Origin of the sequence: Streptomyces sp. NBC_01384, assembly GCF_045040035.1 — a bacterium.
Lineage (GTDB): Bacteria > Actinomycetota > Actinomycetes > Streptomycetales > Streptomycetaceae > Streptomyces.
Genome location: NZ_CP109559.1, coordinates 8,743,616 through 8,769,700, shown reverse-complemented (window position 1 = coordinate 8,769,700; position 26,085 = coordinate 8,743,616). Strand labels below are relative to the sequence as shown.

27 protein-coding genes, 1 tRNA gene, 4 pseudogenes and 1 riboswitch are annotated in these 26,085 nt (G+C 71.3%); of the genes and pseudogenes, 12 read left to right on the top strand and 20 right to left on the bottom strand.

Annotated elements, in window-relative coordinates; genetic code table 11:
- Positions 1-60 precede the first annotated feature (60 nt).
- Positions 61-345, top strand: a pseudogene (locus OG747_RS40330) (site-specific integrase); the annotation flags it as partial.
- A gap of 98 nt (positions 346-443) precedes the next feature.
- Here the strand turns inward: OG747_RS40330 and OG747_RS40325 are convergent.
- Positions 444-517, bottom strand: a tRNA-Pro gene (locus OG747_RS40325).
- A gap of 96 nt (positions 518-613) precedes the next feature.
- On the opposite strand from OG747_RS40325, the pseudogene OG747_RS40320 reads away from it, so the two are divergent.
- A pseudogene (locus tag OG747_RS40320) lies at positions 614-859 on the top strand (transketolase); the annotation flags it as partial.
- 41 nt (positions 860-900) lie between these two features.
- Here the strand turns inward: OG747_RS40320 and OG747_RS40315 are convergent.
- Together OG747_RS40315 and OG747_RS40310 are read right to left on the bottom strand one after the other, a co-directional pair.
- A complete protein-coding gene (locus tag OG747_RS40315) occupies positions 901-2,301 on the bottom strand; it encodes an MFS transporter (protein WP_405885961.1) in 1,401 nt (466 codons plus the stop codon).
- A 589-nt stretch (positions 2,302-2,890) separates the two neighbouring features.
- The gene (locus OG747_RS40310) at positions 2,891-3,250 is read right to left on the bottom strand and encodes an MmcQ/YjbR family DNA-binding protein (protein WP_405884292.1); all 360 of its coding nucleotides are present in this window, start codon (positions 3,248-3,250) and stop codon (positions 2,891-2,893) included.
- Between the two features lie 325 nt (positions 3,251-3,575).
- On the opposite strand from OG747_RS40310, the gene OG747_RS40305 reads away from it, so the two are divergent.
- From OG747_RS40305 to OG747_RS40295, 3 genes are read left to right on the top strand one after another with little or no spacing between them, the layout of a single operon-like run.
- Complete coding sequence (locus OG747_RS40305) at positions 3,576-3,779, top strand: hypothetical protein (protein ID WP_405884291.1); 204 nt, start codon at positions 3,576-3,578, stop codon at positions 3,777-3,779.
- Positions 3,776-4,381 (top strand): RNA polymerase sigma factor, encoded by a 606-nt coding sequence (locus OG747_RS40300; RefSeq protein ID WP_405884290.1) that lies wholly within the window; start codon positions 3,776-3,778, stop codon positions 4,379-4,381. The genes OG747_RS40305 and OG747_RS40300 overlap by 4 nt, the downstream gene beginning before the upstream one ends.
- Positions 4,381-5,052 (top strand): hypothetical protein, encoded by a 672-nt coding sequence (locus OG747_RS40295; protein WP_405884289.1) that lies wholly within the window; start codon positions 4,381-4,383, stop codon positions 5,050-5,052. The genes OG747_RS40300 and OG747_RS40295 overlap by 1 nt, the downstream gene beginning before the upstream one ends.
- Before the next feature lie 45 nt (positions 5,053-5,097).
- On the opposite strand, the gene OG747_RS40290 is transcribed toward OG747_RS40295, so the two are convergent.
- From OG747_RS40290 to OG747_RS40240, 11 genes are all read right to left on the bottom strand, one after another.
- Complete coding sequence (locus tag OG747_RS40290; protein WP_405884288.1) at positions 5,098-5,634, bottom strand: GNAT family N-acetyltransferase; 537 nt, start codon at positions 5,632-5,634, stop codon at positions 5,098-5,100.
- The gene (locus tag OG747_RS40285) at positions 5,631-6,203 is read right to left on the bottom strand and encodes a helix-turn-helix domain-containing protein (protein WP_405884287.1); all 573 of its coding nucleotides are present in this window, start codon (positions 6,201-6,203) and stop codon (positions 5,631-5,633) included. Before OG747_RS40285 ends, OG747_RS40290 begins: the two co-directional genes overlap by 4 nt.
- Before the next feature lie 36 nt (positions 6,204-6,239).
- On the bottom strand, positions 6,240-7,145 hold the full coding sequence (locus OG747_RS40280) for a LysR substrate-binding domain-containing protein (RefSeq protein WP_405884286.1): 906 nt from the start codon (positions 7,143-7,145) through the stop codon (positions 6,240-6,242).
- A 31-nt stretch (positions 7,146-7,176) separates the two neighbouring features.
- A complete protein-coding gene (locus OG747_RS40275; protein WP_405884285.1) occupies positions 7,177-8,370 on the bottom strand; it encodes a glycine C-acetyltransferase in 1,194 nt (397 codons plus the stop codon).
- Between the two features lie 50 nt (positions 8,371-8,420).
- Positions 8,421-9,449: an L-threonine 3-dehydrogenase gene (tdh, locus tag OG747_RS40270; protein WP_405884284.1), complete on the bottom strand. Its 1,029-nt coding sequence runs from the start codon at positions 9,447-9,449 to the stop codon at positions 8,421-8,423.
- Between the two features lie 177 nt (positions 9,450-9,626).
- Positions 9,627-10,217: a GAF domain-containing protein gene (locus OG747_RS40265; RefSeq protein WP_405884283.1), complete on the bottom strand. Its 591-nt coding sequence runs from the start codon at positions 10,215-10,217 to the stop codon at positions 9,627-9,629.
- Complete coding sequence (locus OG747_RS40260; RefSeq protein WP_405884282.1) at positions 10,214-10,813, bottom strand: GTP-binding protein; 600 nt, start codon at positions 10,811-10,813, stop codon at positions 10,214-10,216. The genes OG747_RS40265 and OG747_RS40260 overlap by 4 nt, the downstream gene beginning before the upstream one ends.
- Positions 10,791-11,162, bottom strand: coding sequence for a DUF742 domain-containing protein (locus OG747_RS40255; protein WP_405884281.1), 372 nt, complete (start codon positions 11,160-11,162; stop codon positions 10,791-10,793). The genes OG747_RS40260 and OG747_RS40255 overlap by 23 nt, the downstream gene beginning before the upstream one ends.
- A gap of 2 nt (positions 11,163-11,164) precedes the next feature.
- Positions 11,165-11,599: a roadblock/LC7 domain-containing protein gene (locus tag OG747_RS40250; RefSeq protein WP_405884280.1), complete on the bottom strand. Its 435-nt coding sequence runs from the start codon at positions 11,597-11,599 to the stop codon at positions 11,165-11,167.
- Positions 11,600-11,679: 80 nt separating this feature from the next.
- Positions 11,680-13,710, bottom strand: coding sequence for an ATP-binding protein (locus tag OG747_RS40245; protein ID WP_405884279.1), 2,031 nt, complete (start codon positions 13,708-13,710; stop codon positions 11,680-11,682).
- A gap of 358 nt (positions 13,711-14,068) precedes the next feature.
- On the bottom strand, positions 14,069-15,286 hold the full coding sequence (locus tag OG747_RS40240; RefSeq protein ID WP_405884278.1) for an MBL fold metallo-hydrolase: 1,218 nt from the start codon (positions 15,284-15,286) through the stop codon (positions 14,069-14,071).
- A gap of 401 nt (positions 15,287-15,687) precedes the next feature.
- On the opposite strand from OG747_RS40240, the gene OG747_RS40235 reads away from it, so the two are divergent.
- From OG747_RS40235 to OG747_RS40210, 6 genes and pseudogenes are all read left to right on the top strand, one after another.
- Positions 15,688-16,011: a thiamine pyrophosphate-binding protein gene (locus tag OG747_RS40235; protein ID WP_405884277.1), complete on the top strand. Its 324-nt coding sequence runs from the start codon at positions 15,688-15,690 to the stop codon at positions 16,009-16,011.
- Positions 15,938-16,150: pseudogene (locus tag OG747_RS40230) on the top strand (acetolactate synthase); the annotation flags it as partial. The gene OG747_RS40235 and the pseudogene OG747_RS40230, both read left to right, overlap by 74 nt.
- 343 nt (positions 16,151-16,493) lie before the next feature.
- Positions 16,494-16,853, top strand: coding sequence for a thiamine pyrophosphate-dependent enzyme (locus OG747_RS40225; RefSeq protein ID WP_405885959.1), 360 nt, complete (start codon positions 16,494-16,496; stop codon positions 16,851-16,853).
- The gene (locus tag OG747_RS40220) at positions 16,850-18,064 is read left to right on the top strand and encodes a Glu/Leu/Phe/Val dehydrogenase dimerization domain-containing protein (protein ID WP_405884275.1); all 1,215 of its coding nucleotides are present in this window, start codon (positions 16,850-16,852) and stop codon (positions 18,062-18,064) included. Before OG747_RS40225 ends, OG747_RS40220 begins: the two co-directional genes overlap by 4 nt.
- A gap of 168 nt (positions 18,065-18,232) precedes the next feature.
- Positions 18,233-18,652, top strand: a complete 420-nt coding sequence (locus OG747_RS40215) for a hypothetical protein (protein WP_405884274.1) — start codon at positions 18,233-18,235, stop codon at positions 18,650-18,652.
- Between the two features lie 25 nt (positions 18,653-18,677).
- Entirely contained in the window at positions 18,678-19,298 is a 621-nt protein-coding gene (locus OG747_RS40210; RefSeq protein ID WP_405884273.1) for a TetR/AcrR family transcriptional regulator, read from the top strand.
- A gap of 191 nt (positions 19,299-19,489) precedes the next feature.
- Here OG747_RS40210 and OG747_RS40205 read toward each other — a convergent pair whose 3' ends face one another.
- The 4 genes and pseudogenes from OG747_RS40205 to OG747_RS40190 form a co-directional block, all read right to left on the bottom strand.
- Entirely contained in the window at positions 19,490-20,275 is a 786-nt protein-coding gene (locus OG747_RS40205; RefSeq protein WP_405884272.1) for an SGNH/GDSL hydrolase family protein, read from the bottom strand.
- A 122-nt stretch (positions 20,276-20,397) separates the two neighbouring features.
- Positions 20,398-20,619: pseudogene (locus tag OG747_RS40200) on the bottom strand (DUF6250 domain-containing protein); the annotation flags it as partial.
- 78 nt (positions 20,620-20,697) lie between these two features.
- Positions 20,698-21,642: a peptidoglycan DD-metalloendopeptidase family protein gene (locus OG747_RS40195; RefSeq protein ID WP_405884271.1), complete on the bottom strand. Its 945-nt coding sequence runs from the start codon at positions 21,640-21,642 to the stop codon at positions 20,698-20,700.
- A 4-nt stretch (positions 21,643-21,646) separates the two neighbouring features.
- Positions 21,647-21,805: riboswitch (cyclic di-AMP (ydaO/yuaA leader) on the bottom strand.
- A gap of 299 nt (positions 21,806-22,104) precedes the next feature.
- Entirely contained in the window at positions 22,105-24,174 is a 2,070-nt protein-coding gene (locus tag OG747_RS40190; RefSeq protein WP_405884270.1) for an alpha-galactosidase, read from the bottom strand.
- A gap of 182 nt (positions 24,175-24,356) precedes the next feature.
- On the opposite strand from OG747_RS40190, the gene OG747_RS40185 reads away from it, so the two are divergent.
- On the top strand, positions 24,357-25,151 hold the full coding sequence (locus OG747_RS40185) for a tyrosine-protein phosphatase (RefSeq protein ID WP_405884269.1): 795 nt from the start codon (positions 24,357-24,359) through the stop codon (positions 25,149-25,151).
- A 17-nt stretch (positions 25,152-25,168) separates the two neighbouring features.
- Here OG747_RS40185 and OG747_RS40180 read toward each other — a convergent pair whose 3' ends face one another.
- Positions 25,169-25,285, bottom strand: coding sequence for a DUF6126 family protein (locus OG747_RS40180; RefSeq protein WP_405885958.1), 117 nt, complete (start codon positions 25,283-25,285; stop codon positions 25,169-25,171).
- A gap of 44 nt (positions 25,286-25,329) precedes the next feature.
- Positions 25,330-25,983, bottom strand: coding sequence for a helix-turn-helix domain-containing protein (locus tag OG747_RS40175; protein WP_405884268.1), 654 nt, complete (start codon positions 25,981-25,983; stop codon positions 25,330-25,332).
- Between the last annotated feature and the right edge of the window lie 102 nt (positions 25,984-26,085).

Here is a 26,085-nt window from a genome sequence, read left to right as displayed (position 1 = left end):
CGGCTGAGTGTCGGCGGCCCGGCGAAAGGAACTCTGCACGTGCCGGTGCCCGAAGCGGGGGTCTGGACAGTCCGACGCCAGACCACCCCCGCTCCCGGCGGCCTCGTCGACAAGGGGACCAAGGGCAAGCGAGCCCGCCAGGTCCCCATCACCGAGGAGATCCGGACACCCGCATGTTCACCGGTGCTCGCGGAGGTCGTATCTCCACCGCCGTACTGCGCTACGCAGCGCTACCTACACCCCGACGTCCGCCAGATCACGGCCGCAGGCGCGGCGCTCACCGCCCACCTCAGTGTGCTGCGCGCCCCGAGATCCCTTCCGAACCCGATCGTCGTCGCCCGCTGACGCGGTCAAGGCAGTTGGTCCCCAACTGGTCCCCAAGAACAGTTGAGGGGCCGTCTCGGATTTCTCCAAAACGGCCCCTGACCTGCGACTTCGAAAAGTCGGGACGACAGGATTTGAACCTGCGACCCCTTGACCCCCAGTCAAGTGCGCTACCAAGCTGCGCCACGTCCCGTTGCCCGCTTGACCTGGGGTTTCCCCTGGCCGAACGCGCACCGAAACAATACCGCACTCCGGCCGGTGGTCGCGCACCCGTTTATGCGGAGCCGACGCCACGGAGGCGGCGGGCACCGATGTCGTCCTCGTCCAGCCGTATCCGGCCGGCCCGTCCGCGGCCGCCGCGGGCGACGCGCGCGCCGACGTGCCCCATCGTGTCCTGGGCCTCGGCGTCGGCCGCCGTGAGCCGCGCCGGTACGGGACCGTCGACGAACACCTGGCCGCGCACGGCCTCGACGCGGGGTCCCTGCGGGAGCGGATCGGCCACTTCCTCCGCACCCCGGGCCGTCGGCACCCTTGAATCCGCCCTCGCCCTCACCCGCGGCCGCACCGGCACACGGGTCAGCGGCGGTCCCGCCGCGCCGGTTCGCACAGTGCCGCGGTCGTACGGGGCAGCGGTGCGGGCGGGTCGACGCGCTCAAGGTTGCGTACGGCTGGCACCGAGAGCAGGGCCGTCGAGACGACCAGGGTCATCACACCGGCGATCGTGAGGACGTGGTGCACGCCGAGGGCCGTCGCGGCCGGGCCCGCCAAGGCCTGGCCGACGGGCATCATCGCCAGGGAACCCGCGACGTCGTAGGCATGGATGCGGTTGAGGACATCGGGGGCGACCTGCGTCTGCACGCTGGTCGACCACATCACGCCCCAGAAGGACATGCCCACGCCGGCCAGCACCGCGCCGGCCGACATCGCCGGGACACCGAGCCCCGCCCCGACGGACGCCGGGAAGAAGGCGAAGCCGAACAGGGCGATCGCACCGGCCCGCAGCATATGGCGAGGGCGCAGCCGCAGCGCGATCAGGCCGCCGATGACGGTGCCGGCGCCCAGGGCCGAGTTGACCAGGCCGTAGGCCCGCGGGCCGTGCTTCTGGACCACCTCCGTCGCCACCAGGGGCACGGTCGGGCCCCAGATGGAGATCATGTAGACGCACCAGATGAGGATGACGCCCCACAGCCAGTCCCGGGACCTGAACTCTCGCCAGCCGACCGCGAGATCGGCCTTGAAGCTGCTGCCGCGCGCCTGGCTGCCGGGCGCGGCGGGGGGCAGCCGGAGCACACGCAGGCACAGGGCGCTCAGGGCGTACGTGGCCGCGTGGGCCGCGAAGACCCCGCCGGCCGAGTAGAACGCGACCAGCAGCCCGGCGAAGGCGGGGCCCGCGAGCTGGGCGGCGGACTCGGCGATACGGATCGCGCCGTTGGCTCCCTGGACATCGGTGGCGAGCCGCAGCACCGTGCTGGCGACACCGGGCTGGAAGACCGCGCCCGCCACACCGTTGACGGCGCCGATCGCGCAGATCTGCCAGAGAACCACGTGACCGGTGAAGAAGAGCCCGGCGGCGATCGACTGGGTGAACAGACGCACCACGTCGGCGCCGATCATCAGCTTGCGCGTGCTGATGCGGTCGGCGATGACCCCGCCGAAGATCACCAGCCCGGCGAAGGAGGCGGCCGACGCGGCCATCGCCAGGCCGACGGCCCCCACCCCGTACCCGTGCTGGAGCAGTCCCGCGGCGAGCGCGACCGGCAGCATCGTGTCGCCGAGCCGGGCGAGGGCCCGCGCCGCGAAGAACAGCGCGAAGTCCCGCGACCAGACGGAGCTGGGGCCGACCAGGACAGCCACGTCACGGGGCTGCGCGGCCTCCCGCGAACGGGTGGACCGCCCCGAGCCCCGTCCCCCGACACCGCCGAACCGCCTCCCCACGCTGAAGCCGCCAACGGCACCTGACGCGACCGGCGGGGCCATCTCGGTGATCGAGGGCACCTCGGAGGCCGAAAACATCTGGGTCGCAGAGGACACGCCAGAGGCCGAGAGCAGCTCGCTCGTCGAGGACACCTCGGAGGCCGTCGGCGGCCCGGCCGTCGGGGACACCCCGTTCGTCAAGGCCACCGAGGCCGTCGAGACCACCCCGGACACCGCACGCACCCCGGACACCCAGGGCACCTCAGCCGTCACGGGCACCTCGGACGCCGAGGCCACCTCGATGGTCGTCTCGCCCGGCGCCTCGGCCTCCAGGGTTTCGGCCGGTGGAACCTCTGCCACCGAAAGCTCGGTCAGCGGAAACTCGGCCGGCGGGGCCTCGGCGGCGGGCGGGTCGTGTCGGGTGCCCACGCCGGCGGGCATGCGGCGGCGCGTGTCCGTGCCGCCCGGCTTCCGGCGTTTCGCGTTCGTACCGGCCGACACCCCGGCCCGCGGCGGCTCCCCGTCTGGTGACGTTCCGTACATCCCGCCCGCGCCTCTCCTCGGCCGATCCCCCGCAGCTTCCCGGCGAGCCGAGCGTCCCACTGCCTACTCCTTCCGGATCATGCCACGGCGCAATACCAACGGGAGGATTTCAGTCGGCCGCCGGAAGTCCCAACTCCGGGTGGGACTCAAGCAATCGGGGCGGGGCCGCCTGGCGCCAGGAGTCGGCGAGGATGTCGCGGAGTTCCTCGTCGTCCTCCAGGGCCGCAAGCCGGACCCTGACCCAGGCGAAAACGGCCTCGTGGTCGGCGATCCAGAACTTCCCGGGCTCCGCCCGAACGAGCTCGTCACGCTCCTCCTTGGGGCAGCGCACCGCGATGGAGGTCTCCTCCTCGGGCAGCGTGGCGAACATCTTCCCCGCGACCCGGAAGGTGGGCATGCTCCAGGCGATCTTCTCCGTCGTGTCCGGCAGAGAGAGGGCGATACGGCGTACGTCTTGGGCATCCGGCATGAGACGAAACCGTAGCCAATGGCACCGACAATCACCGGACGACCTCCTCGACACCAAGACGACCTCGTCCGACGTCGCTTCGCAACCGACGGCGACGGCGACGGACGACCGCCGCCCCGCCCGGGCGCCCCCTCTCGCCCTGGCCGCCCACATGGTCGATGATTGAACTAACTGCTATCGGATCGACACTGACCGTAATATTTTTCGATACCCGTCTGCACGTTCGGGCCACCTCGGACGCTTCATGGGTGGAGGCGGACGGTGCCTCTGGTGCCGGGGTGGGGACAGGGCACCTGGAAACAGCACAGGTACAGGGGAGGACCCCGTGCAGCAGAACGCTGCCGCGTGGTTGTTCGAGATCGCGCTTGCCATGAGGGTGTTCGGCCCGGATGTCGCCCGAAGCTGTCGCCGACTACTGACCGCCGGCGTGCGGATCGGCATCATCGGTCTGACCGGCACTGGCACCGGCTCAGGCACCGGCACCCGCGCCCCGTCCCGCTCCACCGAGGCGACACGGGACGTGCCGTGAACGGCGACGGCGGGCCGGAGGAGACCGGCGGGGCCGTCGGCGCGCCGCGGGTGGTGCCCATCGACCAGTGGGATCCCACCACACAGATGGCGTACTGGGGTTTTCACCATCAGCGCCGCCAGGACTACATGCGCTACGCCTATCTCCAGCTCGGCTCCGACGCCGACGCGGAAGAGGCCGTTGACCTGACGTTCGATCAGGTCATGGACCGCTGGCCGCAGATGCTGCGGATGGAGAACCTGGAAGGCTACGCGTGGACGATCCTCAAGCGCCGCATCATCGACATGCACCGCAAGCGCCGACGCCGCCCGGAGCCGATGGAGATCGCCGCCTTCGAGGCCGCGCTCGCGGACCCGGCCGAGGACCCGTACGACACGCTCACCGACGCCATCGCCCTGTACGTCGCCGTCGGCGCCCTGAGCGAGCGTCAGCGCGACGCGATCCTTCTTTACTACGGCATAGGTTTCACGGCCGCCGAAGCCGCCGTACTGATGGGCAACGAGGAAGCCACCGTCCGCTCCCAGCTCCGTACCGGACGCAGGCGCCTCGCCACCCTGCTCAAACTCCGCTGCCCGGAGCACTCCGACGGGAAGACCTCCTGATGAGCACCCTGCCGTCCGACCACCGCACCATCGACGACCTATTGGCCAAGGCCCGCACGCAGGATCGTTACGCCCACTACGACCTCGCCCGCGCCGAAGCCCGCCTGCGCAGCCGTCAGGCGGCCCGGCACCGCCCGCGCACCCCCGACGTGGCCCGCGCCCGGGCCGTGTGGACCACCCCGGAGGACGACCGCACCCCGGACGCCGACCGCGCCTGGTGGGACCTGAACGCCGTCAGCCTCCTGGTGCTGTTCGGCCCGGACGCCGACCGCCACCTGAGCGAGTTCATCGACAGCCAGCACGCCGACAAGACCGGCGCCCTGGTCTTCGCCTGCCTGCTGCACGTGGCGGGCGACAGCAGTGGAGCGCGCTTCTGGTGGCGCTTCGCGGCCGGCGTCGGCCACCAGGTCGCCGAGTACTGCCTGTTCCTCGAACACGCCCACAGCGGGGAGTACGACGACGCCGACCACTGGCGTACGCAACTGGTGCGCGAGCACTTCGAACCCACCTACATGTGCGGCGACCGCGTCACCGCCCCCTTGGTGAACCCGCCGCTCATCGACCACGTCCACCCACACATCACCCGCCCCCTCCACCCCGAGATCGGCGCCGTCCCGCTCCCCCAGCCACCCCTGGTGAAGGAGCTGCGCCACCTCACCTCCCCTCTCTAGCGGGCCTGTAGCGGGCCCGTGGCGGGCAGAAGGGGGCGGCGGCTCTCATGCGTCGAGAGCCGCCGCTCCCACCCGCTTGTAGAAGATCGTCGTCGGCCGCAGCACGCCGGTCGGCGTCGCCGCGTAGTCGGGTATCGCCCCGAGCCGGGTCCAGCCCGCGGAACGGTAGAGGGACTCGGCGGGGCTGTCGGTCTCGGTGTCCAGGTGCAGGAGGGTCACTCCGGCCGCGGCGGCCCCGTGTTCGGCGGTGGTCAGGAGCGCACGGCCGAGGCCCCGCCCGCGGCCGTCCCGGTGCACCATCAGCTTCACCAGCTCGGCGCGGTGGCGGCTGTTGGGCTTGTCCGGGAAGGCGAGGCTGACGGTGCCGAGCAGCCGGTCCGCGCCATGCGCCACCCACACGGCGAGACGGCCTGCCGACACGGCGGCGGCGCGCTCCTCCCACCAGGCGACTGCCGCCGCACGGTCGAGCGGGGCGAGGAAGCCGATCGAAGCCCCGCCGTCCACGGTGTCGATCAGCAGCTCGGCCAACTCGTCCACCACGGTGCGCAGTTGTTCCGCGTCGAGCCTGGAGACGGTGGTCACGGCAGCACCACCACCAGCGCGTACCGCACGTCCTCGGGGCCCAGGCACCGGAAGCGCGTGGGCCCCCACACCCGTAGCCGCAGACAGTCCCCGGCGGCAAGACGGTGTTCGACGTCCTGCGCGGTCACCTCCAGCGTCCCGTCGAGGACCCAGATGTGCTGCTCCAGGCCGGGCACGGGAGGCCGGTCGTAGGCGATGTCGGCACCGGCCGCGAGCCGCCCCTCGACCAGCTCGCCGCGCAGCCCGGCGTGCGGCGGGGAGACCGAGCGTCGTACGAATCCGGAGGCGCCGTCCTCCCAGACCGTCTGGTCGGCCGCCCGCACCACCGGGACGGGTTCCGCCTCCACCTCGCTGAGCAGCTGCGACATGGTGCGCCCGTACACACCGCACAGACGGTTCAGGAGGGAGGCCGTGGGGCTGATCTCCGCGCGCTCGGCGCGGGACAGGGTCGAGCGGCTGACCCCGCTGCGCTCCGCCAACTCCCCCAGGGACCAGCCCCGTTCGGCCCGCAGCTCGGCCAGCCGGGCCCCGAGCCGGACATCGACGGCATCCTCAACATCGCTTCCCATATTCGGGATGTTATCCCGAATATGAAACGAACGCACTCACTCCACGGTCGCGGCCTTCGCCAGCGCCTCCAGCACCGGGCGGATCAACGGGTGCCCCTCCGCGCCCCGGCGCACGGCGGCGAAGACCCGGCGCGTGGGCGCCACGCCGTCGACCGGGCGCACGAGCACGCCCGTGAGGTCCATGCCACGCAGGGCCGAGCGGGGCACCAGAGCCACGCCCGCGTCGGCCGAGGCGAGGGCGACGACGGCGCGGAAGTCGTCCGAGGAGTGTTCGAGGCGGGGTTGGAATCCCGCGTTCTCGCAGGCCAGGACGACCACGTCATGGCAGGGGTTGCCGGGGTACGGGCCGATCCACGGGTCCTTGGCGAGCTCGGCGAGCGGCACCTCGGCGGCGTCGGCCAGACGGTGGCCGACCGGGACGACCGCGTCGAAGGGCTCGGCGTACAGGGGTACGGGGGTGAGACGCGGGTCGTCCGCGTCGGGGGCGCCCCGGTACTCGACGGCGACCGCGATGTCGACCTGCCGGTCGAGCACCATCGGCAGGCTGGCATCGCCCTCGGCATCCTGGACGCGTACGTGGATACCGGGCGCGGTCCGGGAGAGGCGGGCCAGCGCGGGGGCCACGACCAGGCCAATGCCGGTCGCGAAGGAGGCGACGGTGACCGTGCCCGCCGAGCCCGAGCTGTACGCCGCCAACTCCGCCTCGGCGCGCTCCAGTTGAGCCAGAACCTCGTTGGTGTGGCTGAGCAGGATCTCGCCGGCCGGAGTCAGTCGTACGCCCTTGGCACCGCGCTCGACGAGCCTGTGACCGGTCTCCTGTTCCAGTGCGGTCAGCTGCTGGGAGACGGCCGAGGGGGTGAGATAGAGCGCGGCGGCCGCCGCCGTGACCGTGCGGTGGTCGGCCACCGCACGGAGGATGTGGAGCCGCCGCGCTTCGATCATGTGACCGATTCTCTCAGGTCGCCGATGCTTTTCAGCCGCCGAGCTCCGCGCGGGCGGCCACGAACGCGTCCACCGCCTGGTTCACGTCGTCCGTCGAGTGCGCGGCCGACAGCTGGACCCGGATCCGGGCCTGGCCCTGCGGGACCACCGGGTACGAGAAGCCGATCACGTACACACCGCGCTCCAGGAGCAGCTCCGCCATACGTGCGGCGACGGCCGCGTCGCCGATCATGACGGGGGCGATCGCGTGGTCGCCGGGGAGGATGTCGAAGCCCTCCGCGGTCATCCGGGAGCGGAACAGCGCGGTGTTCTCGGCGAGCCGCTCGCGCAGGTCGCCCGCCGACTCCAGGAGGTCCAGGACCTTCAGGGAGGCCGCCGCGATCACCGGGGCGAGCGTGTTCGAGAAGAGGTACGGGCGGGAGCGCTGGCGCAGCAGGGCGACGATCTCGGCGCGGGCGGCGACATAACCGCCGGAGGCGCCGCCGAGCGCCTTGCCGAGGGTGCCGGTGATGATGTCGACGCGGTCCATGACGCCGTGCAGTTCGGGGGTGCCGCGGCCGCCGGGGCCGACGAAGCCGACGGCGTGCGAGTCGTCGACCATGACCATGGCGTCGTAGCGGTCGGCGAGGTCGCAGATCTCCTTCAGGGGCGCGACATAGCCGTCCATCGAGAAGACGCCGTCGGTGACGATCAGGCGGCGCCGGGCGTCGGAGGCCTCCTTGAGCTGGGCTTCCAGGTCGGCCATGTCACGGTTGGCGTACCGGAGGCGGCGCGCCTTGGAGAGCCGGATGCCGTCGATGATCGAGGCGTGGTTGAGGGCGTCGGAGATGACCGCGTCCTCGGCGCCGAGCAGGGTCTCGAAGACACCGCCGTTGGCATCGAAGCAGGAGGAGTAGAGGATCGTGTCCTCCTGGCCGAGGAACGCGGACAGCCGCGCCTCCAGTTCCTTGTGCACCTCCTGCGTACCGCAGATGAAGCGCACCGACGCCATGCCGTAGCCCCAGCGGTCGAGAGCCTCGTGGGCGGCGGCTACGACCTCGGGGTGGTCGGCGAGGCCGAGGTAGTTGTTCGCGCAGAAGTTGAGGACCTCGCCGGGGCGGCCACCGGCGGTGACGCTCACGGTCGCGGACTGTGGGGTACCGATGACGCGCTCGGGCTTGTGCAGGCCGGCGGCACGGATCTCGTCGAGGGTGGTGCGGAGGTCGTCGCGCACGGAGTCGAACATGAGAGGGCTCCTAGAGAGTTACGCGGTGCGGGGAGGGCTCTTGCGGACGCTCACGCGCTCCAGTCGAGGATGACCTTGCCGCCGCGGCCACTCGCGGCGTCCGCGAACGCCGCCTCGTAGTCGCGGTAGTCGTAGCGGCCGGTGATGACCGGCGCGAGGTCGAGGCCGCCCTCGAGGAGGACCGACATCGCGTACCAGGTCTCGAACATCTCGCGACCGTAGATGCCCTTGATCGTGATCATGGAGGTGACGATCCGGGACCAGTCGACCGGGAACTCCTGGGCGGGCAGCCCGAGCATCGCGATCCGGCCGCCGTGCGTCATGTTGGCGATCATGTCGCGCATCGCCTCGGGGCGGCCGGACATCTCCAGGCCGATGTCGAAGCCCTCGCGCAGGCCGAGGGCACGCTGGCCGTCGGCGATGGTCGACTCCGCGACGTTCAGCGCGAGGCTGACGCCGATCTTGCGGGCGAGGTCGAGGCGCTCCTCGCTGACGTCGGTGACGACGACGTTGCGGGCGCCCGCGTGGCGGGCCACGGCCGCGGCCATCAGACCGATCGGGCCCGCGCCGGTGATGAGGACGTCCTCGCCGACCAGCGGGAAGGACAGCGCCGTGTGCACGGCGTTGCCGAACGGGTCGAAGATCGCGGCGACATCGAGGTCGACAGGGACGCGGTGCACCCACACATTGGCGGCGGGCAGGGCCACGTACTCGGCGAACGCGCCGTCGCGGCCGACCCCCAGGCCCACCGTGGCGCGGCACAGGTGGCGGCGCCCGGCGAGGCAGTTGCGGCATTTGCCGCACACCAGGTGGCCCTCGCCGCTGACCCGGTCGCCGGCCTTGATGTCGCTGACGTCGCGGCCTGTCTCGACGACCTCGCCGACGAACTCGTGCCCGAGGACGAGCGGTGTGCTGATGGCCTGCTGCGCCCAGCCGTCCCAGTTGCGGATGTGCAGGTCGGTGCCGCAGATCCCGGTCCTGAGGACCTTGATCAGTACGTCGCCGGGGCCGATCCCCGGTTCCGGGACGTCCGTGAGCCAGAGCCCGGGCTCCGCCTTCTCCTTGACCAGCGCCTTCAAGCTGTGGCTCCCGTGGGTGAGGTCCCGGAGCGGGGCACGCAGAAGGAGCCCGTACCGGGGAGAGAGGTGATTTCCCGGAGAAATCTGCCGCACGGCGACGCCGTTGGTCCATCGAGGATTTCTTAAGCGCGGCCGCAGCTTTCCTTCACGCCCCGGGGTGGATCTGCCTCCCCTCCCTCAGAACCCCGTGCCTCCCTCCCGTTGTCCGATCTGCTCGACCAGTTCCGCCGCCAGCGACTTGATGGTCTCCAGGCCCGCTTTCCCCCACCGGCGCGGCTCCAGGTCGACGACGCAGACCGTGCCGAGGGCGATGCCCGTGTGGTCGATGAGCGGTGCGCCGAGGTAGGAGCGGACGCCGATCTCGTCGACGACCGGGTTGCCGGCGAAGCGCGGGTAGTCGCACACGTCCTCCAGGACCAGCGCCCTGCGGCGGACCACCACATGGGGGCAGAACCCGTAGTCGCGGGTCATGTAGCGGCCGACGCCCTGCAAGGTGCCGTCCGGGGCGGCCGGGACCGGCCGGGTGACCGAGACGTTTCCGTCCGGGGTGTGCAGGCCCGCGAAGAACTGGCGGTTCTCGTCGATGAAGTTGACCATCGAGTACGGCACCGCGGCGACCTCGGCGAGCCGGTCCGCGAAGGCGTCGAAGGCGGGTTCCGTACGCTCCCCCAGGCCCAGTCGGCGCAGCCGCCGGACCCGGGCGGGGGCGTCCTTGTCCTCCGGGGTCAGCAGCAGACGACCGGCCGGGCGCGGCGGGTCGTAACTCATGTATGCGCTCCGTGTTGGGGGGCGTGCGCCGGTGCGTGCGCGAGGAGGTGGCGGACCAGGGTGAGCAGGGTCTGCACGCCCGAACTGGAGATCCGGGCGTCGCAGCGCACGATGGGGATCTCGGGGTCGAGGCCGATGGCCGCGCGCACCTCCTCGGGGTCGTAGCGGTAGGCACCGTCGAACTCGTTGACGGCGACGATGAAGCCGAGACCGCGCTGCTCGAAGAAGTCGACGGCCGCGAAGCAGTCCTCCAGACGGCGGGTGTCGGCGAGGATCACCGCCCCGAGTGCGCCCTCGGACAACTCGTCCCACATGAACCAGAACCGCTCCTGACCGGGTGTGCCGAAGAGGTACAGCACATGCTCCGGATCGAGGGTGATGCGGCCGAAGTCCATCGCCACGGTGGTCTCGACCTTGTTCTCGATGCCGTCGAGATGGTCGGTCGCGGCGCTGACCGTGGTGAGCAGCTCCTCCGTGCTGAGCGGCGCGATCTCGCTCACCGCGCCCACGAAGGTCGTCTTGCCGACCCCGAACCCTCCCGCCACCAGGATCTTCAGCGCGGTGGGGAAGGGATCAGAGCTGTCGTCGTAGTCCATCGAGCACTGCCTCCAGAAGAGACCGGTCAGTGGGGTTGTGGTGGAACTCGGGGGGTTTGGTGGTCAGTGCTCCGCAGTCGACGAGGTCGGACAGCAGCACCTTGGTGACCGCCGCCGGCAGCTTCAGGTGTGCGGCGATCTCCGCGACCGAGACGGGCGCCCGGCACAGGTCGAGCGCCTGGGTGTGCTCGGGACCGAGATAGCCGAGGGGCGTGGCCCCGGTGGCCATCACCTGCGACAGCAGGTCCAGGGCGGTGGTCGGCCGGGTCCGGCCGTTGCTGACCGTGTAGGGGCGCACCAGCCGTCCGGCCGCGTCGTCGAGCCAGGGCCCGTCGCCGGCCGCGGCCACGCTCAAGGCCTCATCGCCGGCGGTTCGACGACGGACTGCCGGGGCGCGGTCATCAGATACGGGCGGACGCTCTTGACCAGCATCGCCATCTCGTATCCGAGCACTGCCGCGTCGGCCTCGCGTCCGGCGAGCACGGCCAGACACGTGCCGGAGCCCGCGGTGGAGACGAACAGCAGGGTCGAGTCGAGTTCGACGACGACCTGGCGTACGTCACCGCCGTCCCCGAAGCGCACGCCCGCGCTGCGGCCGAGCGAGTAGAGGCCGGAGGCCAGGGCCGCCATGTGGTCGGCGCTGTCCGGGTCGAGGCCGTGGACCGACTTCACGAGTCCGTCGCAGGAGAGGAGTACCGCGCTGGTGGTGTGCGGTACGCGCTGTACGAGGCCGCTCATCAGCCAGTCGAGATCGGATACATGGGCGGTGCGCGCGTCGCTCGCCATGGTGGATCGACTCCTTGAGGTACGAAGGTCTGCGGGAGCGGAGGGGGTGGCGGTGGGGGTGGGAGTGGTCAGGCAGGTGGTCATCCGGCCGGTGCGCTCCCGTCGTGCCGGGAGTCGAGGTCGTGTCCGGGCGCGGGTGCGCTGTCGCGCGTCCCCTGCGCCTCGTGCGGGGCGGGCGCGTGCGCCGGGTGCGGGTCGGCTATGTGGGGCGCGCCCATGGTCGGCAGGTCGACGCGGATCACTTCCAGCGGCGGCAACCGATCGAGGTGCCCCGGAGCGAGATGCCCCGGATCGAGGTGGGACCGGTCGGTGTGGGCCCGGTCCAGGTGCGGTGCCTCCGTGGACGCGGCCTCCAGGTGGGCCGTCTCTCCGCGCGGCTCCTCCGCGTGCCGGGCTTCGGCGAGCCCGATGCCCCGCTGGAACGCCGCCATCAGGCCCGGGTCGTGGCCGATGTGGTACTCCGGGTCCTGGCGGGGCGCGGGCCCGTCGCGCAGTTGGGGTGCGATGTGTTCCTGGGCGCGTCGGCGGGGCAGGTGGGGCTTGCCCATGGTGCCGCGGACCGCGCCGTTGCGGGGGGTGGGCGGCATGGCCACGTTCTCCGCCACGATGGGCCGGTCGTCGGGGCGGATGCCGGGCAGGGCCTCCGCCGGGTTGGGCCGGTCCCCGCGGGCACCGCGTACCGGGAGCCGCGCCGGTCCGCTGCCGCCGGCGACCGGCGCGGCGGGCGACAACTGATCCCGCTGCGCCGGCTGATCCCGCTGCGACTGCCGCGGCACGGAGGACTCGCCCGTGCCTGCGGACGGCGCGGGCGCGGTCGGCACGGCGTGCGGTCGCGCGGGCGGACGCGGGCCGCCCGCCGTCGTCTCCTGGGGCTGCGCCTGCGATACGTCGCCGGGTGCGCCCGGCGACGCGCCCAACAGAGCCTGCGGTACGACGAGTACGGCCTGGACGCCGCCGTAGATGTTGGTCTGGAGCCGGACATGGATGCCGTGCCGCCGAGCGAGCTGCGATACCACGAACAGGCCGATCCGGCCGTCCTGCAGAAGGCTGGCGACATTCACCTGATCGGGGTCGGTCAGCAGCGTGTTCATCTTGTTCTGCTCGCCCAGGGGCATGCCCAGGCCCCGGTCCTCGACCTCGACGGCGAGCCCCGAGGTGACGAGGCTCGCGCGCAGCAGCACTTGGGTGTGCGGGGCCGAGAACACCGTGGCGTTCTCGACGAGTTCGGCCAGCAGGTGGACGACGTCGGCGACGGCGTGGCCGCGCAAAGTGCCGTCGATCGGGGGCACCAGCTTGACCCGCGAGTACTGCTCGACCTCGGCGGTCGCGGACCGCAGCACCTCGGTCATGGAAACGGGGTTGCTCCACTGGCGGCGCGAGACGGCGCCGCCGAGGACGGCGAGGTTCTCGGCGTGCCGCCGGATACGGGTGGCGAGGTGGTCGACGTGGAAGAGGCCCTTGAGCAGATCGGGGTCCTCGATCTCGTTCTCCAGCTCGTCGAGGATCGAGATCTCGCGCTGCACGAGGGACTGAAGCCGCCGCGCGAGGTTGACGAAGACCTCGACCTTCTGCTCACTGCCCGCCTGGCTGGAGAGCTGGGCGGCCTGCACGACAGCGGTGACGGCGCCGTCGTGCGCGCGGGAGAGGTCGGCGGCGAGCAGCTCGAACTCGTCGGCGTCCGGCCTGGGTGGGCGGCGCGGCCCCCGCGCGGGCGGGCTCTCGCCGCGGCGCAGGCCCTCGACGACGGCGCTCAGATCGGCCTCGGTGCGGGCGCTGGCGCGGCGCAGGGCACCGACGCGTTCCCGTACGGACCTGGCGGCGCGGCCGGCGGCCACGGCGGCGATCAGGATGCCGGCCAGGGCCACACTCGCGGCGCCGGCGAGCACCGCCCACAGGGTCACACCGGGGCGTGCGCCGGTGGAGCGGACGGTGAACAGCACGGCGGCACACGCGCTGAGGGCCACCGCGGTCGGCGGCAGGACCGCCAGCCGCAGCAGCTGGGGCCGCAGGTGGGTCTCGGGCGGCGGGGGGACAGTGCGGGCGACCGGTCGCCCGTGCCGCCCGCCCTCACGGCGGTCTGCGCGTGCGGCCGGTGCGCGGAGGTGAGACATCGGCGTCCTCGTACTGGTGCGTCGGGGGCCACGGGGGCTCCCGCGGGTCTGCGCGACTCGGGCGTGCGGCATCGCGGCGCCGGTCGAGAGAACCGAAGAATTCGGCCCTGCGTCGCCCGACGGCAACTGACAGTAGTCGCCAACCCATCATGTGCGGTGGGCAGTTGACAAACTCCCGCGGACAGCGTCCCGCTCTGGTATGAGGCCTCGCACGACAGACCGATAACCCCCCTCGAGCGCGCGTTCCTTTATGGCACCTGTCCGATCAACGCTGGTCAGAAGCGGTCACGAACAGACGGCGAGGGCCGGTGAGCGCATCGCTCCCCGGCCCTCGCCGTCGATCGGACATTCAGGAAATTCAGCTCGCGGGCACCGTCTCCGGCTCCCCGGTGTCCTCCGTGGCCTCCCCCAGAACGTCACCCGGCGTGTCGGCGCCGGCCTTCTCGACGGCGGGCCAGCCACCCTTCGGCGGTACCGCGACACCCCGCCACCAGGGCTCCGACGGGACGGTCCCGGTGGTGGGCTCGAAGGGCTCACCGGGGCGGGGCAGCGCGACGCGCGCGCCCACCGCGTGTGCGGCGGCCATGGTGCCCTCGCCGGGCTCCACCCACGGGTGGGTCGCCAGATTGAACGTGGCCCAGTGGATCGGCAGCATCACACCGCTCGGCTGCCCGCCCTGGAGGTCCAGGTGGGTGCGCATGCCCTCCTCGGGCGTCATGTGGATATCGGGCCAGAACTCGCTGTAGGCGCCGATCTGGATCATCGTCATGTCGAACGGGCCGTGCTCGGCGCCGATGTCCTTGAAGCCCTCGAAATAGCCGGTGTCCCCGCTGTGGTAGATCCGGTGCTCGTCGCCCGCCACCACCCAGGAGGCCCACAGCGTGTGCTGGGTGTTGCGCAGCCCCCGGCCACAGAAGTGCCGGGCGGGTGTCGCGGTCAGGGAGATGCCGCCGACCTTGGTGCTCTCGTTCCAGTCCAGCTCGCGCAGCCGGTCCGGTGAGACGCCCCAGTGCTCCAGGTGGGCACCGACGCCCAGCGGCACCGCGAAGACCGTGTCCGTGTCGGCGAGCGCCTTGATGGTGGGCAGGTCGAGGTGGTCGTAGTGGTCGTGCGAGATGACGACGACGTCGACCGGGCCGAGCGCGGCCAGCGGCAGCGGCACCGGATGCAGCCGCTTGGGTCCGACGAAGTTGAAGGGGGAACAGCGCTCGCCCCAGACGGGGTCGAACAGCACACGGTGCCCGTCTATCTCGGCGAGCACACTGGAGTGTCCCATCCAGGTGATCCGCAGCCCGCTCGCCGCGGGCTTGGCAAGGTCGGCGAGCGTCGTGGCATGCACCGGCACCGTGCCCGCCGGGGCGCGGTGGACGCGCTCCTCCTTACGGAAGAAGACCTTCGCGAACTCGAGCATGGAGCCGTCGGGGCGGGTCCGGGCACTCACCGGATTCTGGAAGACACCGTCCGCGAAATTCGGCGATCTGCGGATACGCTCCATGCGCTCACCGCCGGGGTCCGCGCCGAAGGCGGCGGGCTGCAACGCGCGGAGCCCGGAGCTCAACGTACGGAATCCGGTCACGGTACCTCCAAGTGGAGTCGGTCAGGCTTTCCATTATGGTCGGCCCCTCTGACGGCGCCGGGTCGACGGTGTCACAACGCGATGTCCCCGGTACACACCGCGAGGTCCGGGCCCCGATGTCACGCCCGCCTCGGGTCCCGATGTCACCATCCCGGGTCCCGGTCCGTCGTATCGGTGAGGCCCGCACGGGCGCCCGAGCCCGGCACGTCCGGCGCCCAGGCCCAGACGTACCGGAGGCGACCCCACGGCCCGTATCCCCCTAACCCCGCGGCGCGCGGTCTTCTTCCGCGGCGTGGAGTGGCATTCGAAGCGCTACTGATGATCCGTTCAGTAAATTGACAGAGCCCGGGATCAGTTCCGATACTGACTCGCGATTCAGTAAAAGTTCGGGTGGAGGCGCCATGGAGACCGGCTCGCTCACCGGCGGCGAGGCGCTCGTCCGGGCACTCGCCGCGCATGACGTGACGCAGGCGTTCGGCATCCCCGGGACGCACAATCTGGAGATCTACCGGCACTTGGCCGCGTACGGCGTCCGGCACACGACGCCGCGCCACGAACAGGGCGCCGGATACGCCGCCGACGGGTACGCGCGCGTGACGGGCCGCCCGGGTGTCGTGATCACCAGGCCCGCGCCGCGCTCCTCAACGTCGCGTGACGACCGCCAACGGCAAGGGGATCGTTCCCGAGCGGCATCCCCTCTCGCTCGGCGTCTCGCTGCACACTGAGTCGGTGCAGAAGTGGCTGGCGGGTCGCGATGTCGTCCTCGCCGTGGGCACGGAGCTGGCCGAGTCCGATTTCTGGACGCGGCCTCCCGCCCTCGGGGGCACGCTCGTGCGGGTCGATCTCGACCCGGACCAGATGCACTCCGGTCTGCCCATGGACATCGCCCTCGTCGGCGACGCGCGGGCGTCCCTGGAGGAACTGATGTCAAAAATGGGCCTCCACGCGTGCGGGACGGGGCGGGTGACCTGCGGGACGAGGCGTGGCCTGTCCGGGGCGACGCCCGGCAGGAGCTGGGCGACAGCCGACTCGTGCCGCAGGCGGATGCCCCGCACGCGCAGGGTGACAGCCAGCCCGTACAGGGCGGCGGTCGGCCCCTGCCGGGTGGTGGCCATGAGGTCGCCGGGGTGCGGGCCGCGCGGGATGCCGAGAGTGCTCGACGGGACGCTTTCTCCACCCGACGGGCTTCGGCACGCTCGGCTACGCGCTGCCCGCGGCGGTCGGTGCCAAGATGGCGTACCCGGAGCGCCAGGTGGTGGCGTTGAGCGGGGACGGCGGCCTCCAGTTCACGGTTCAGGAGCTGGCGACCGCCGCGCAGCTCGGACTCCCGCTGCCCGTCGTGGTGTTCGACAACGGTGGCTACGGAGAGATCCGCGACGAGATGGCCGCCCGCGGCGACCGCCCCACCGAGGTGGACCTCGCCCCGGTCGACCTGCCCACCCTGGCCCGCGCCTACGGAGGGCAGGGCACGCGCGCGCGGCGCCCCGACGAGCTGGCCCACGCCCTCACCGAGGCGCTCCGCACGCCCGGCCCCACCCTGATCGTCGTCCCTGAGGAGACCCCATGACCACGCCCGTCACCGCACCGCCGACCGCACCACCGACCACACCCCTGATCACGCTCACCTGGACCGACCACGTCACCGGCAGACCGGGCTATCTCGTGGTCGACCGGCTCGTCCGGGGCGTCTCCAGCGGCGGGCTGCGGATGCGGGGCGGCTGCACCCTGGACGAGGTCGCCGGGCTCGCCCGCGGCATGACCATGAAGGAGGCCCTGCACTACAACCCCGAGGGCCGCTACATCCCGCTGGGCGGCGCCAAGGGCGGCATCGACTGCGATCCCCAGGACCCGGCGGCGTACGGCCTTCTGGTGCGCTATCTGCGCGCCATGCGCCCGTACATCGAGAGCTTCTGGACCACCGGAGAGGATCTCGGGCTCACTCAGGACCTGGTCGACCGCGCCGCCGAGGAGGCGGGGCTCGTCTCTTCCATCCAGGCCGTGTACCCGCTGCTCGACGACGAGGCGAGTGCCCGTCGCCGGCTCGCGGACGCCTTCGCGGTCGAGGTGGACGGGATCGGGCTGGACGAACTGGTCGGCGGCTGCGGAGTCGCCGAGTCGGTGCTCGCGGCCCTGGACCGCGCCGGGGCGGCGTACACGGGGACGCGCGTGGCCGTGCAGGGCCTGGGCACCATGGGCGGGGCCACGGCGCGCTTCCTCACACGCGCGGGCCTCACGGTTGTCGCCGTCGCGGACATCAAGGGCACGATCGCGAACCCGGCCGGGCTCGACGTCGAGGCGCTGCTCGCGGCGCGAGACGCCTACGGGACGGTCGACCGCGCGGCGCTGCGCCCGGCCGACCAGGAACTCCCGGGCGACGCCTGGATGTCTGCGGACGCGGAGGTACTGGTGCCCGCGGCGGTGTCGTACGCGATCGACACCACGAACCAGCAGTCGATCACCGCCCGCTGGATCGTCGAGGCCGCCAACATGCCCGTACTGCCGCAGGCGGAGGAGCTGCTCGCCGCGCGCGGGGTCGTCGTGTTGCCGGACGTCGTCGTCAACTCCGGGACGAACGCCTGGTGGTGGTGGACGCTCTTCGGCGACATCGACGCGGACGCGGACGAGGCGTTCGCGTACACCCGGCGCTCCATGCGCGATCTGATCGACCGGATGCTGGCCCGCGCGGAGGCCGACGGGACGACACCGCGGGCGGCCGCGCACGCCATCGTCGCCGACCGGCTGCCGGTGATCGCGGAGCGGTTCGGGTGGTACCGCTGACAGTGGTCGGTGTCAGGGTCCGCCCGTCATTCCCCGTGGGGAATTGAGGCACGGGCGCGGTGGCAGCAGAGTCGGTGGAGCGAAGGCACGGGCGCGTGCACCGCGAGAGGGCACGCCCGTCGACATGAGACATCCGACCCGCACCACCAGGGACACGAGGGAGCCCCCATGCCCACCATCGACCCACAGGACCTCATCGAGCGCTACATCGGCGTCTGGAACGAGCCCGATCCCGAAATCCGCCGCAAGACCGTGCACGAACTGTGGGCGGAGGACGGCCTGCATCTCCTGCGCCCGCCCCAGGAGATGCACGAGCGGGCGGTGGGCCTCGGCTTCACCACCGCCGCCCTGGAGGCCCGGGGCCACGACGAGCTGCACGCGCGCGTGACGCGCGCCTACGACGAGTTCGTCGCCCTGGGGACGTACGTCTTCCGGGTCCAGGAGCCCGCCCAGCGGCTGCGGGACGTGATCACGTTCCGGTGGGAGTCCTTCCACACCGGGGAGGGACAAGCCACGGGCGGCGGCCGGGAGTTCCTGGTCCTCGACGAGGACGGCCGCATCCGGATTGACTACCAGTTCGTCGACTGACCCCGGCGAGCATTAGGGTTACCGCGTGGCGAGGGTGCGGTTGAGCGTGGCGCAGCGGCGCGAGGAGTTGCTGCGCGCCGCCATCGAGCAGATCGAGGCGCGGGGCGTGGCGGCGGTGCGGATCGCCGACGTGGCCTCGGCTCTCGGGGTGAGCAACGCGTTGGTGCTGTATCACTTCTCCACCAAGGAGAAGCTGGTCGCCGCCGCGTTCACCTATGCGGCCGAGGACGACCTCGCCCATCTGCGCAAGCTGCTCGGCCGTCGTACGTCGGCGCTGCGACGGTTGCGGGCCGCCGTGCGCTGGTACGCGCCGACCGGCCAGGCGAAGGGCTGGCGGCTGTGGATCGAGGGCTGGGCGGCGGCGCTGCGCGAGCCCGCGCTGCGGGAGGTCACGCGTGATCTCGACCGGCAGTGGAAGGCCGCGCTCATCGAGGTGATCGCGGAGGGTGTGGCCGGCGGCGAGTTCGAGTGCCCGGATCCCACCGGGGCCGCCCTGCGGTTGACCGCGCTGCTGGACGGGCTGGCCGTGCAGATGACCGCCTACACGGGCGCGGTGTCGCGGGCACGGGCGCAGGACTGGGTGGACGAGGCGCTCGCGCGGGAACTGGGTCTGGAGCGCGAGGCATTGGCGGCGGCGGTGCGCTGAGGCACACACCTCGGCACACCGCCGGCCCGGTCGGCTCGGGCTGTTGCGGCCGCGGCGCCGGGTCGGCCCGGCGCCGCGGCCGCACGCACCCGCCCGGGCCGCCGTCTCCCGCGCATCCGTCGTTCAGGACACCTGGACCACGTACGCTCGCCGCCGCCCGGACCACCGGGACCTCGTACGTACCCCGTTCTTCAGGCCACCGACTCGATCCGCATCTTGATGTCGTCCGGCGACAGGCTGCCCTTGGCTGCCACATGGTCGCCGGAGGACTCCCCGCGCAGGCGGCGCCCGATCCACGGGACGAGATACTCGCGTGCCCAGTGGATGTCGTCGCGGCGGACCTCGAGCGTGCCGCGGGGCGGCAGCGGGGGCCAGGGCTGGTCCGGATCGGCGGGGACTTCGAGGCCGAGGACCTGGCCGGCGCGCAGGGCGACCCGGGTGTGGCCCTCGGGCGAGAGGTGCAGGCGATCGCCGTCCCAGGCGCGGCGGTCCTGGATCGTCTTCAGGGACCACAGATCGAGGACGGGACAGCCGTACCGGTCCGCAACGGCCCGTACGTGCCCGTTGTACGTGGCGATCTTGCCGCGCAGATGCTTCAGCACGGGAACGCCACGGGTGTCGAAGCCGGTCGTCACGATGACTGTGCCGACGGCCGAGGTGAGGTCGGCTATCGCGCGCTCGAAGCGCTCCGCGACCTCGTCGGGGTCGGTACCGGGCCGGATGATGTCGTTGCCGCCCGCGCTGAAGGAGACCAGGTCCGGGGCGAGCTCCTTGGCGCGCCGGAGCTGATCCTCGACGATCTGGTCGAGCAGTCTCCCGCGTACCGCGAGGTTGGTGTAGGTGAAGTCGCCCTCGGGCCGCCGGTCCGCGAGGAGTACCGCGAACCGGTCGGCCCACCCGACGAAGGCCCCGTCGGGGCCCGGGTCGCCGACGCCTTCGGTGAAGCTGTCCCCCACCGCCACGTACGACCCGATCACTGATCTGTTGTCACTCTTCGAATCGTCTGCCACATCGGCCCATGATTCACCTTCCGATGTGAGCTACGCGACCGTAGGAAAGGGTTGACGGGTGGTGAGATAAGCCACTCGTAAAGTGTCGGTTAATCCGGAATAAGGCCCTCTCGGGAGTGGTTGAACAGCCGCCACATATGAAAGTCCGTGATCCGGAAGTGACTCCGGGCGGTCCGGAACGCGAAGTGCCCGCTCGTGTACGGCTCCGGGTCGGTGTAGTCGAAGACGAGCCGCCCGTTGTTCCACCACCGGACCGTGGAGCCGTCCGAGACGATGCGGACGCGGCCCGGCTCGTCGGAGGTCGTCCGGGGAGCGGACGTCGACGGCGTTCCAGAAGCCCGCGATTGCGGGGCTCCGGCCCACGGAAGACGTGAGAAGCGCGGCGGGTGTCAGCCGACGGCGACACCGTGCGAGCGCAGGTACGCGACCGGGTCCACGTCGGAGCCGTAGTTGGGCGTGGTGCGGATCTCGAAGTGCAGGTGGGGGCCGGTGACATTGCCGGTCGCGCCGGAGAGGCCGATCTGCTGGCCCTCGGTCACGGTCTGCCCCGCCGAGACGGAGAGGGAGGACATGTGGGCGTACTGCGAGTACTGGCCGTCGGCGTGCTGGATGACGACCTGGTTCCCGTACGCGCCGCCCCAGCCGGCCGACACGACCGTGCCCGCGGCGATGGCCTTGACGGTGGTACCGGTGGGGACCACGAAGTCCACGCCGGTGTGGTAGCCGCTGGACCACATGCTGCCGGCCACCTTGTAGCCGGTGCCGATGGTGGCGCCCTCGACCGGCAGGGTGTAGCCGGAGTTACGGGTGCTGTCGGCGGCCTGGGGGACCGCGGCCTGGGCCTTGGGCGCGTTCGCCGCGGTGGACGACTCGGTGGTCGGCTTCGCCGACGACCGGGTGGACGACTGCGTGGACGACTTGGTCGACGGCGCGATGTCGCCGGTCGACGCGGCCTTCTTGCCGATCGTCAGCTTCAGGCCCGGGTGGATCAGTGAGGGGTCGCTGCCGATGGCCTGGCGATTGTCGGAGTAGAGCTTCTTCCAGCCACCGCTGACGTTCTGCTGGTCGGCGATCTTCGCGAGCCAGTCGCCGGCCTTCACCGCATAGGTCTTCGTCGCACTCTTTTCCGATTTCCCCGAAGTCGTCGCGGTCTTCTCGGAAACCGTCGCGGTCTTTCCCGGAGTCGAGGAAACGGCGGCCGTCGGGGTCGCGGCATGGGCGCCGGCGGCTCCCATCAGCGGCAGCGCGAGCGCGGCGCCACCCGTTCCGGCCACGGCGATCGAGCGGGTGAAACGCTGGGACTTGGGACGGCGGTGCTTACCCTTCGCGGGCATGACGAATTCCTCTCCGGTGCCTGCGAGGTGAGCTGTCGGGTGCGGGCTGGAGATGCCCGGCCGCGCGGCAGCGCGGCTATACCCCTAGCCGTTCCGGAGACCGGAACAGGCGTGGTACCTGTGGGTCCCCCGCTCCTGCCGTGTACGGGTGGGTGTGCGGAGACCGGGCGGCGGCAGGATTGGGCGTCCGTCCGGATTGAGGGCGAACGTAGGCGAGATGAGAGCGCATCGCCAACCATGTGGCTTTTCTGTGCGCATGCCTTTCTTGATCCATGCCGGAATTCCCGTCACCCTCCGTGGATGGGCGATCTTCCCGGACCCTCGATCCGCCCGGAAATCCGGGCGGATCGAGAAAAGGAGCCGCAACGCATCGTCACGAATATGACGCTGCTCACGCACGTCACCCCAGGGCGCTTTATTCCAGGGCCAGTTGGAATGAAGGCCCCAATACGGACAAAGCACTCACATGCGACGCAGCCGGATGGCTGCCGCATCAAAGTCTCCACTCAGCCCGGTCCGCAGCCCGTGGTGCAGCAGCACCGCACCCCGGTGCACTTCACCCGTTTCACGGCATTCGTACGCGGCGCTCGGGTCGAGCCCACACAGCCGGAGCGGGGCGACCGGCTCGCCGTGGTGCTGGGCCTGGAGCAGGGCGAGTACGACGGACTCGTCGCCGTGGACGTACTGCACCGCGCTCAGCCCACCCTCCGGGGGCCGCAACCGGTAAAGGTCGCCGCGCTGGACGACCGGCCGGATGTCCTTGTAGAGGTCCACCCAGTCCCGGGCCTCGACGAGCTCCTGTTCACTCCACTCGGTCAGGTGGCCGCCGACCCCGAGCACCCCGGCCATGGCGCTCACGAACCGGAAGCGCAGCGAGCTGATCCGTCCGTTGAGCTGTGCGTTCGGGCTGTCCGTGACCCAGGCGGCCATGATCCGGGCCGGGTGGATCTGGCTGAAGCCGTGCTGGATGGCGAGCCGATCGAGCGGGTCGGTGTTGTCAGAGGTCCACACCTGGTCCGTACGGGCCATGATGCCGAGGTCGATCCGGCCGCCACCGCCGGAGCAGGACTCGAAGGCGACCTCGGGGTGCGCGGCCCGCAGTCGGTCCAGCAGGGCGTACAGGGCCTCCACGTGCTCGACCCAGAGCTTCTGCGGATACGGCTCACCGGGCCAACCGGCGTCCGTGAAGCAGCGGTTGAAGTCCCACTTCACATAGTCGATCGGGGCGCTGGAGAGCAGGCTGTCGAGCTGATCCCAGAGATACTCCTGGACGTCCTCGCGCGCGAGGTTCAGTACGAGCTGATTGCGGAACTCCGTCCTGGTTCGACCTGGCTGGAACTGCACCCAGTCGGGGTGCGCGCGGTAGAGCTCGCTGTCCGGATTGACCATTTCCGGCTCGACCCAGATCCCGAACTGCATCCCAAGGGCATGCACATAGTCACCGAGCGGCTTGAGCCCGGTCGGGAAGCGGTCCGGGTTGGGGGTCCAGTCTCCGAGCCCGGCCCGGTCGCTGGTCCGCGCCCCGAACCAGCCGTCGTCGACCACGAACAGTTCGACCCCCATGGCCGCGGCCCGCCGCGCCAGTGCCCCCTGCTGTTCCTCGGAGATGTCGAAGTGGGTGGCCTCCCAGGAGTTGAACAGCACCGGCCGGTCCTGGTCCGCGTCCGGGATGACGTACGCGCGCTGGTAGGCGTGCCAGGCCCGGCTCGCCCCGCCGAAGCCGCCGTCGCTCCACAGCCCCGCGAAGACGGGGGTGGTGAACGACTCCCCCGGCTCCAGCCGCAGCAGCCCGGAGTCGTCGTACCCCGCGCCGCCGGAGATCTGCACGCGCGCGTCGGGGAGCTGGGCCACACAGATCCGCCACGAGCCCGACCACCCGAGCGCGCAGCCGTACACCTCCCCGCTCTCCTCACTCGCCCCGCTGTCGAGCGCGACCCACGGCAGATGCTGGTGCCCGGTGTGCCCGCGGCGGCTGCCGATGACCTTCTCACCGTAGGTGAGGGGGGAGCGTACGAGCCGGGACTCGGCCGCCCACCGCCCGTGCAGTTGGGACAGCCGCCAGCCGTCACGCTCGGGCAGCGTCCAGGTCGCGGAGTCGGCGCGCAGCAGCTCCAGGGAGGGGCCTTCGTTGGCGAGGGTCACCCAGCGCTCGACGACGTCCTGGCGCATCCGGTAGTGCAGCGTGATGCCGAGCCCGTCGTCCACGAAACGCAGCCGCAGTTCGTCGCCGTCGGCCTCGTACTCCTCGAAGCGCCACTCGGTGCCGCGCCGCTCGTCCGTCCGGACGGACAGCGCCGGGCGTACGAAGCGCGGGCCGCCCTCGACGGGATACTCCTCGCGCCCGTCCAGCCCGGACTCGAAGGGCCGGTACGGCGGTCCGGGCAGGGCGGCCAGCGACCCGGCGTCGGCGAGAGTGATCCGTGGGCCCCAGTACAGATGGAGCAGCTCGTCGAGGTCGGTCAGCCGCAGTGCGTAGCTGCTCGTGGGCCCCGAGAGAAGCCACGTACGACCATCTCCGCCAATTTCGATCATCAAACCCTCACAAATTCGAACAGCCGCACTCAATCACCAACATCATCAACGGCGTCTCAGCCGGGAGGCAACGGCTGTGGACAACTTCCTTGCCTGAGGAACCCATGTCGTATCGTCGAGAGCGCGATTCCCGTCGGCGAGCGTCGCCGAGCAGCGCCGGCGGCCCAATGGGAGGAGCCCCCGTGACGCAGCAGGTCCCGTCGACCGAGCCTGAGCTGGCCGGAGTGCGCAACTTCCGGGACGTGGGCGGCCTGCCCACCGCGGACGGCCGCCGGGTGCGGTACGGCCGGCTGTTCCGCAGCGGCCATCTCGCGCACGCCACGGAGGGGGACGCCGCGTTCCTCGCCTCCCTGGGGCTGCACACGATCTTCGACTTCCGCAATGCCGCGGATCAGAAGCTGGAGGGGCCGGACGTCGAACTGCCGGGTGTACGGAACGTGAACCTTCCGCTGACCGACCCGGCCGACGGCAGCGAGTTCTGGAAGATGGTCCGCGACGGCCACGTCGACCAGCTGCGCGCCCATCTCGGTGACGGCGGGGCGGCGAACCGGATGATCAATTCCTACCGCGAGATCATCAAGGACCGCACGGCCGAGCACTCCCAGGTGCTGCACGCCCTGGCGGAGGACAGTGTGCCCGCGCTGATGCACTGCGCGGCGGGCAAGGACCGCGCGGGCCTGTCCATAGCCGTGACGCTGCTCGCCCTCGACGTCGAGCGCGACGCCATCGTGGCCGACTATCTGGAGTCGAACGCGACGCACCGTCGTTACAAGGTGCGGCGCAACGGCTCGGAGTCGGCCCGCTCCCCCGAGGTCATGGAACTGCTCAGCCCGCTGTTCGACGCGCGCGCCGAATATCTGAGCGCGGCCTTCGAGACGATCGAGGAGACCTGGGGCGGCGTCGACACCTACCTGGAGCAGGGACTGGGCGTCACTCCGGAGCACCGGGAGCGGCTGCGCGAGCGCCTGCTCGACTGAGCCGCGCCGAAGGGGGCTTACTGGTGCTGCGCCCCCAGCGAGAACAGCAGGAAGATGAAGGCCGCGAAGATGTGGCCGACGGCGATGTAGATGATCAGCCGCACCCACAGGGCACGGGGGAACTTCTCCACCATGGAGCGCCGCGGGGTGGCGGGTGTCGTGGGTTGTGTGGGTTCCGTCATGACATCTCTCCCATGGTCGGGTGTCCTGCCACCGGGCCGAGGCACAGCGCGGCGGTGGGGCTCTGCAGCAGGGTGTGTACGAAGAGGAGTTCGGCCCCCGAGTGGTCGGCGGCCGCGATGCGGTGCGGGGTCAGCGAGTCGAAGTGCGCGCTGTCCCCGGGCGCCAGTACCTGCGCGGTGTCCCCGAGGCGCAGTCTCAGCCGTCCCTGGAGGACGTAGAGCCACTCCTCGCCGGGGTGGACGCGCACGATGTCGCCCTGCGAGCCGTACGGGACCCGCACCCGCAGGGCCTGCATCCCGCGGCCCGAGGCACCGGCCTGCCAGTACGTCCAGCCGCCCGCCTGGGTCGGCTCCATGTCGGCGGCGCGTACGATCGCGTCCCGTTCGGCAACCGTCTCGCCGAGCAGCTCCGAGACCGTCGTACCGTAGATACGAGCGAGTGCGAGCAGCATCGGCAGCGAGGGCTGGCGCTGCCCCGTCTCCAGGCGGGAGAGGTGGGCGGCCGAGAGCCCGGCGGCGCGGGCCGCGGCCTCCAGCGTCAGCGAGGCACGGCGCCGCAGCTCACGCAGCTGCGGTGCGACGACGGGCGGCACCTCGGCTGTCCCGGACTCGGGCGGCACACCGGCCGCCCCCGACTCGACAGGGCTCATGCACTCCATTGAGCCGCAGCATTGCCTCACAGGCAAATTTCTTGCCATAGAGGCAAAATTCGCGCTCCGGTCGGTGCCGAAGGCGGGCCCGCGCCGCGAGCC

Coding starts and splice junctions, on each gene's coding strand:
- OG747_RS40195 (WP_405884271.1), bottom strand. CDS start 21,642: ATGCCCGCGAAGGGTAAGCACCGCCGTCCCAAGTCCCAGCGTTTCACC.
- OG747_RS40260 (WP_405884282.1), bottom strand. CDS start 10,813: ATGGACTACGACGACAGCTCTGATCCCTTCCCCACCGCGCTGAAGATC.
- OG747_RS40215 (WP_405884274.1), top strand. CDS start 18,233: ATGCCCACCATCGACCCACAGGACCTCATCGAGCGCTACATCGGCGTC.
- OG747_RS40190 (WP_405884270.1), bottom strand. CDS start 24,174: ATGATCGAAATTGGCGGAGATGGTCGTACGTGGCTTCTCTCGGGGCCC.
- OG747_RS40295 (WP_405884289.1), top strand. CDS start 4,381: ATGAGCACCCTGCCGTCCGACCACCGCACCATCGACGACCTATTGGCC.
- OG747_RS40245 (WP_405884279.1), bottom strand. CDS start 13,710: ATGTCTCACCTCCGCGCACCGGCCGCACGCGCAGACCGCCGTGAGGGC.
- OG747_RS40265 (WP_405884283.1), bottom strand. CDS start 10,217: ATGAGTTACGACCCGCCGCGCCCGGCCGGTCGTCTGCTGCTGACCCCG.
- OG747_RS40180 (WP_405885958.1), bottom strand. CDS start 25,285: ATGGTGGAGAAGTTCCCCCGTGCCCTGTGGGTGCGGCTGATCATCTAC.
- OG747_RS40285 (WP_405884287.1), bottom strand. CDS start 6,203: ATGGGAAGCGATGTTGAGGATGCCGTCGATGTCCGGCTCGGGGCCCGG.
- OG747_RS40280 (WP_405884286.1), bottom strand. CDS start 7,145: ATGATCGAAGCGCGGCGGCTCCACATCCTCCGTGCGGTGGCCGACCAC.
- OG747_RS40250 (WP_405884280.1), bottom strand. CDS start 11,599: ATGGCGAGCGACGCGCGCACCGCCCATGTATCCGATCTCGACTGGCTG.
- OG747_RS40175 (WP_405884268.1), bottom strand. CDS start 25,983: ATGAGCCCTGTCGAGTCGGGGGCGGCCGGTGTGCCGCCCGAGTCCGGG.
- OG747_RS40275 (WP_405884285.1), bottom strand. CDS start 8,370: ATGTTCGACTCCGTGCGCGACGACCTCCGCACCACCCTCGACGAGATC.
- OG747_RS40235 (WP_405884277.1), top strand. CDS start 15,688: ATGGAGACCGGCTCGCTCACCGGCGGCGAGGCGCTCGTCCGGGCACTC.
- OG747_RS40220 (WP_405884275.1), top strand. CDS start 16,850: ATGACCACGCCCGTCACCGCACCGCCGACCGCACCACCGACCACACCC.
- OG747_RS40315 (WP_405885961.1), bottom strand. CDS start 2,301: ATGGCCCCGCCGGTCGCGTCAGGTGCCGTTGGCGGCTTCAGCGTGGGG.
- OG747_RS40310 (WP_405884292.1), bottom strand. CDS start 3,250: ATGCCGGATGCCCAAGACGTACGCCGTATCGCCCTCTCTCTGCCGGAC.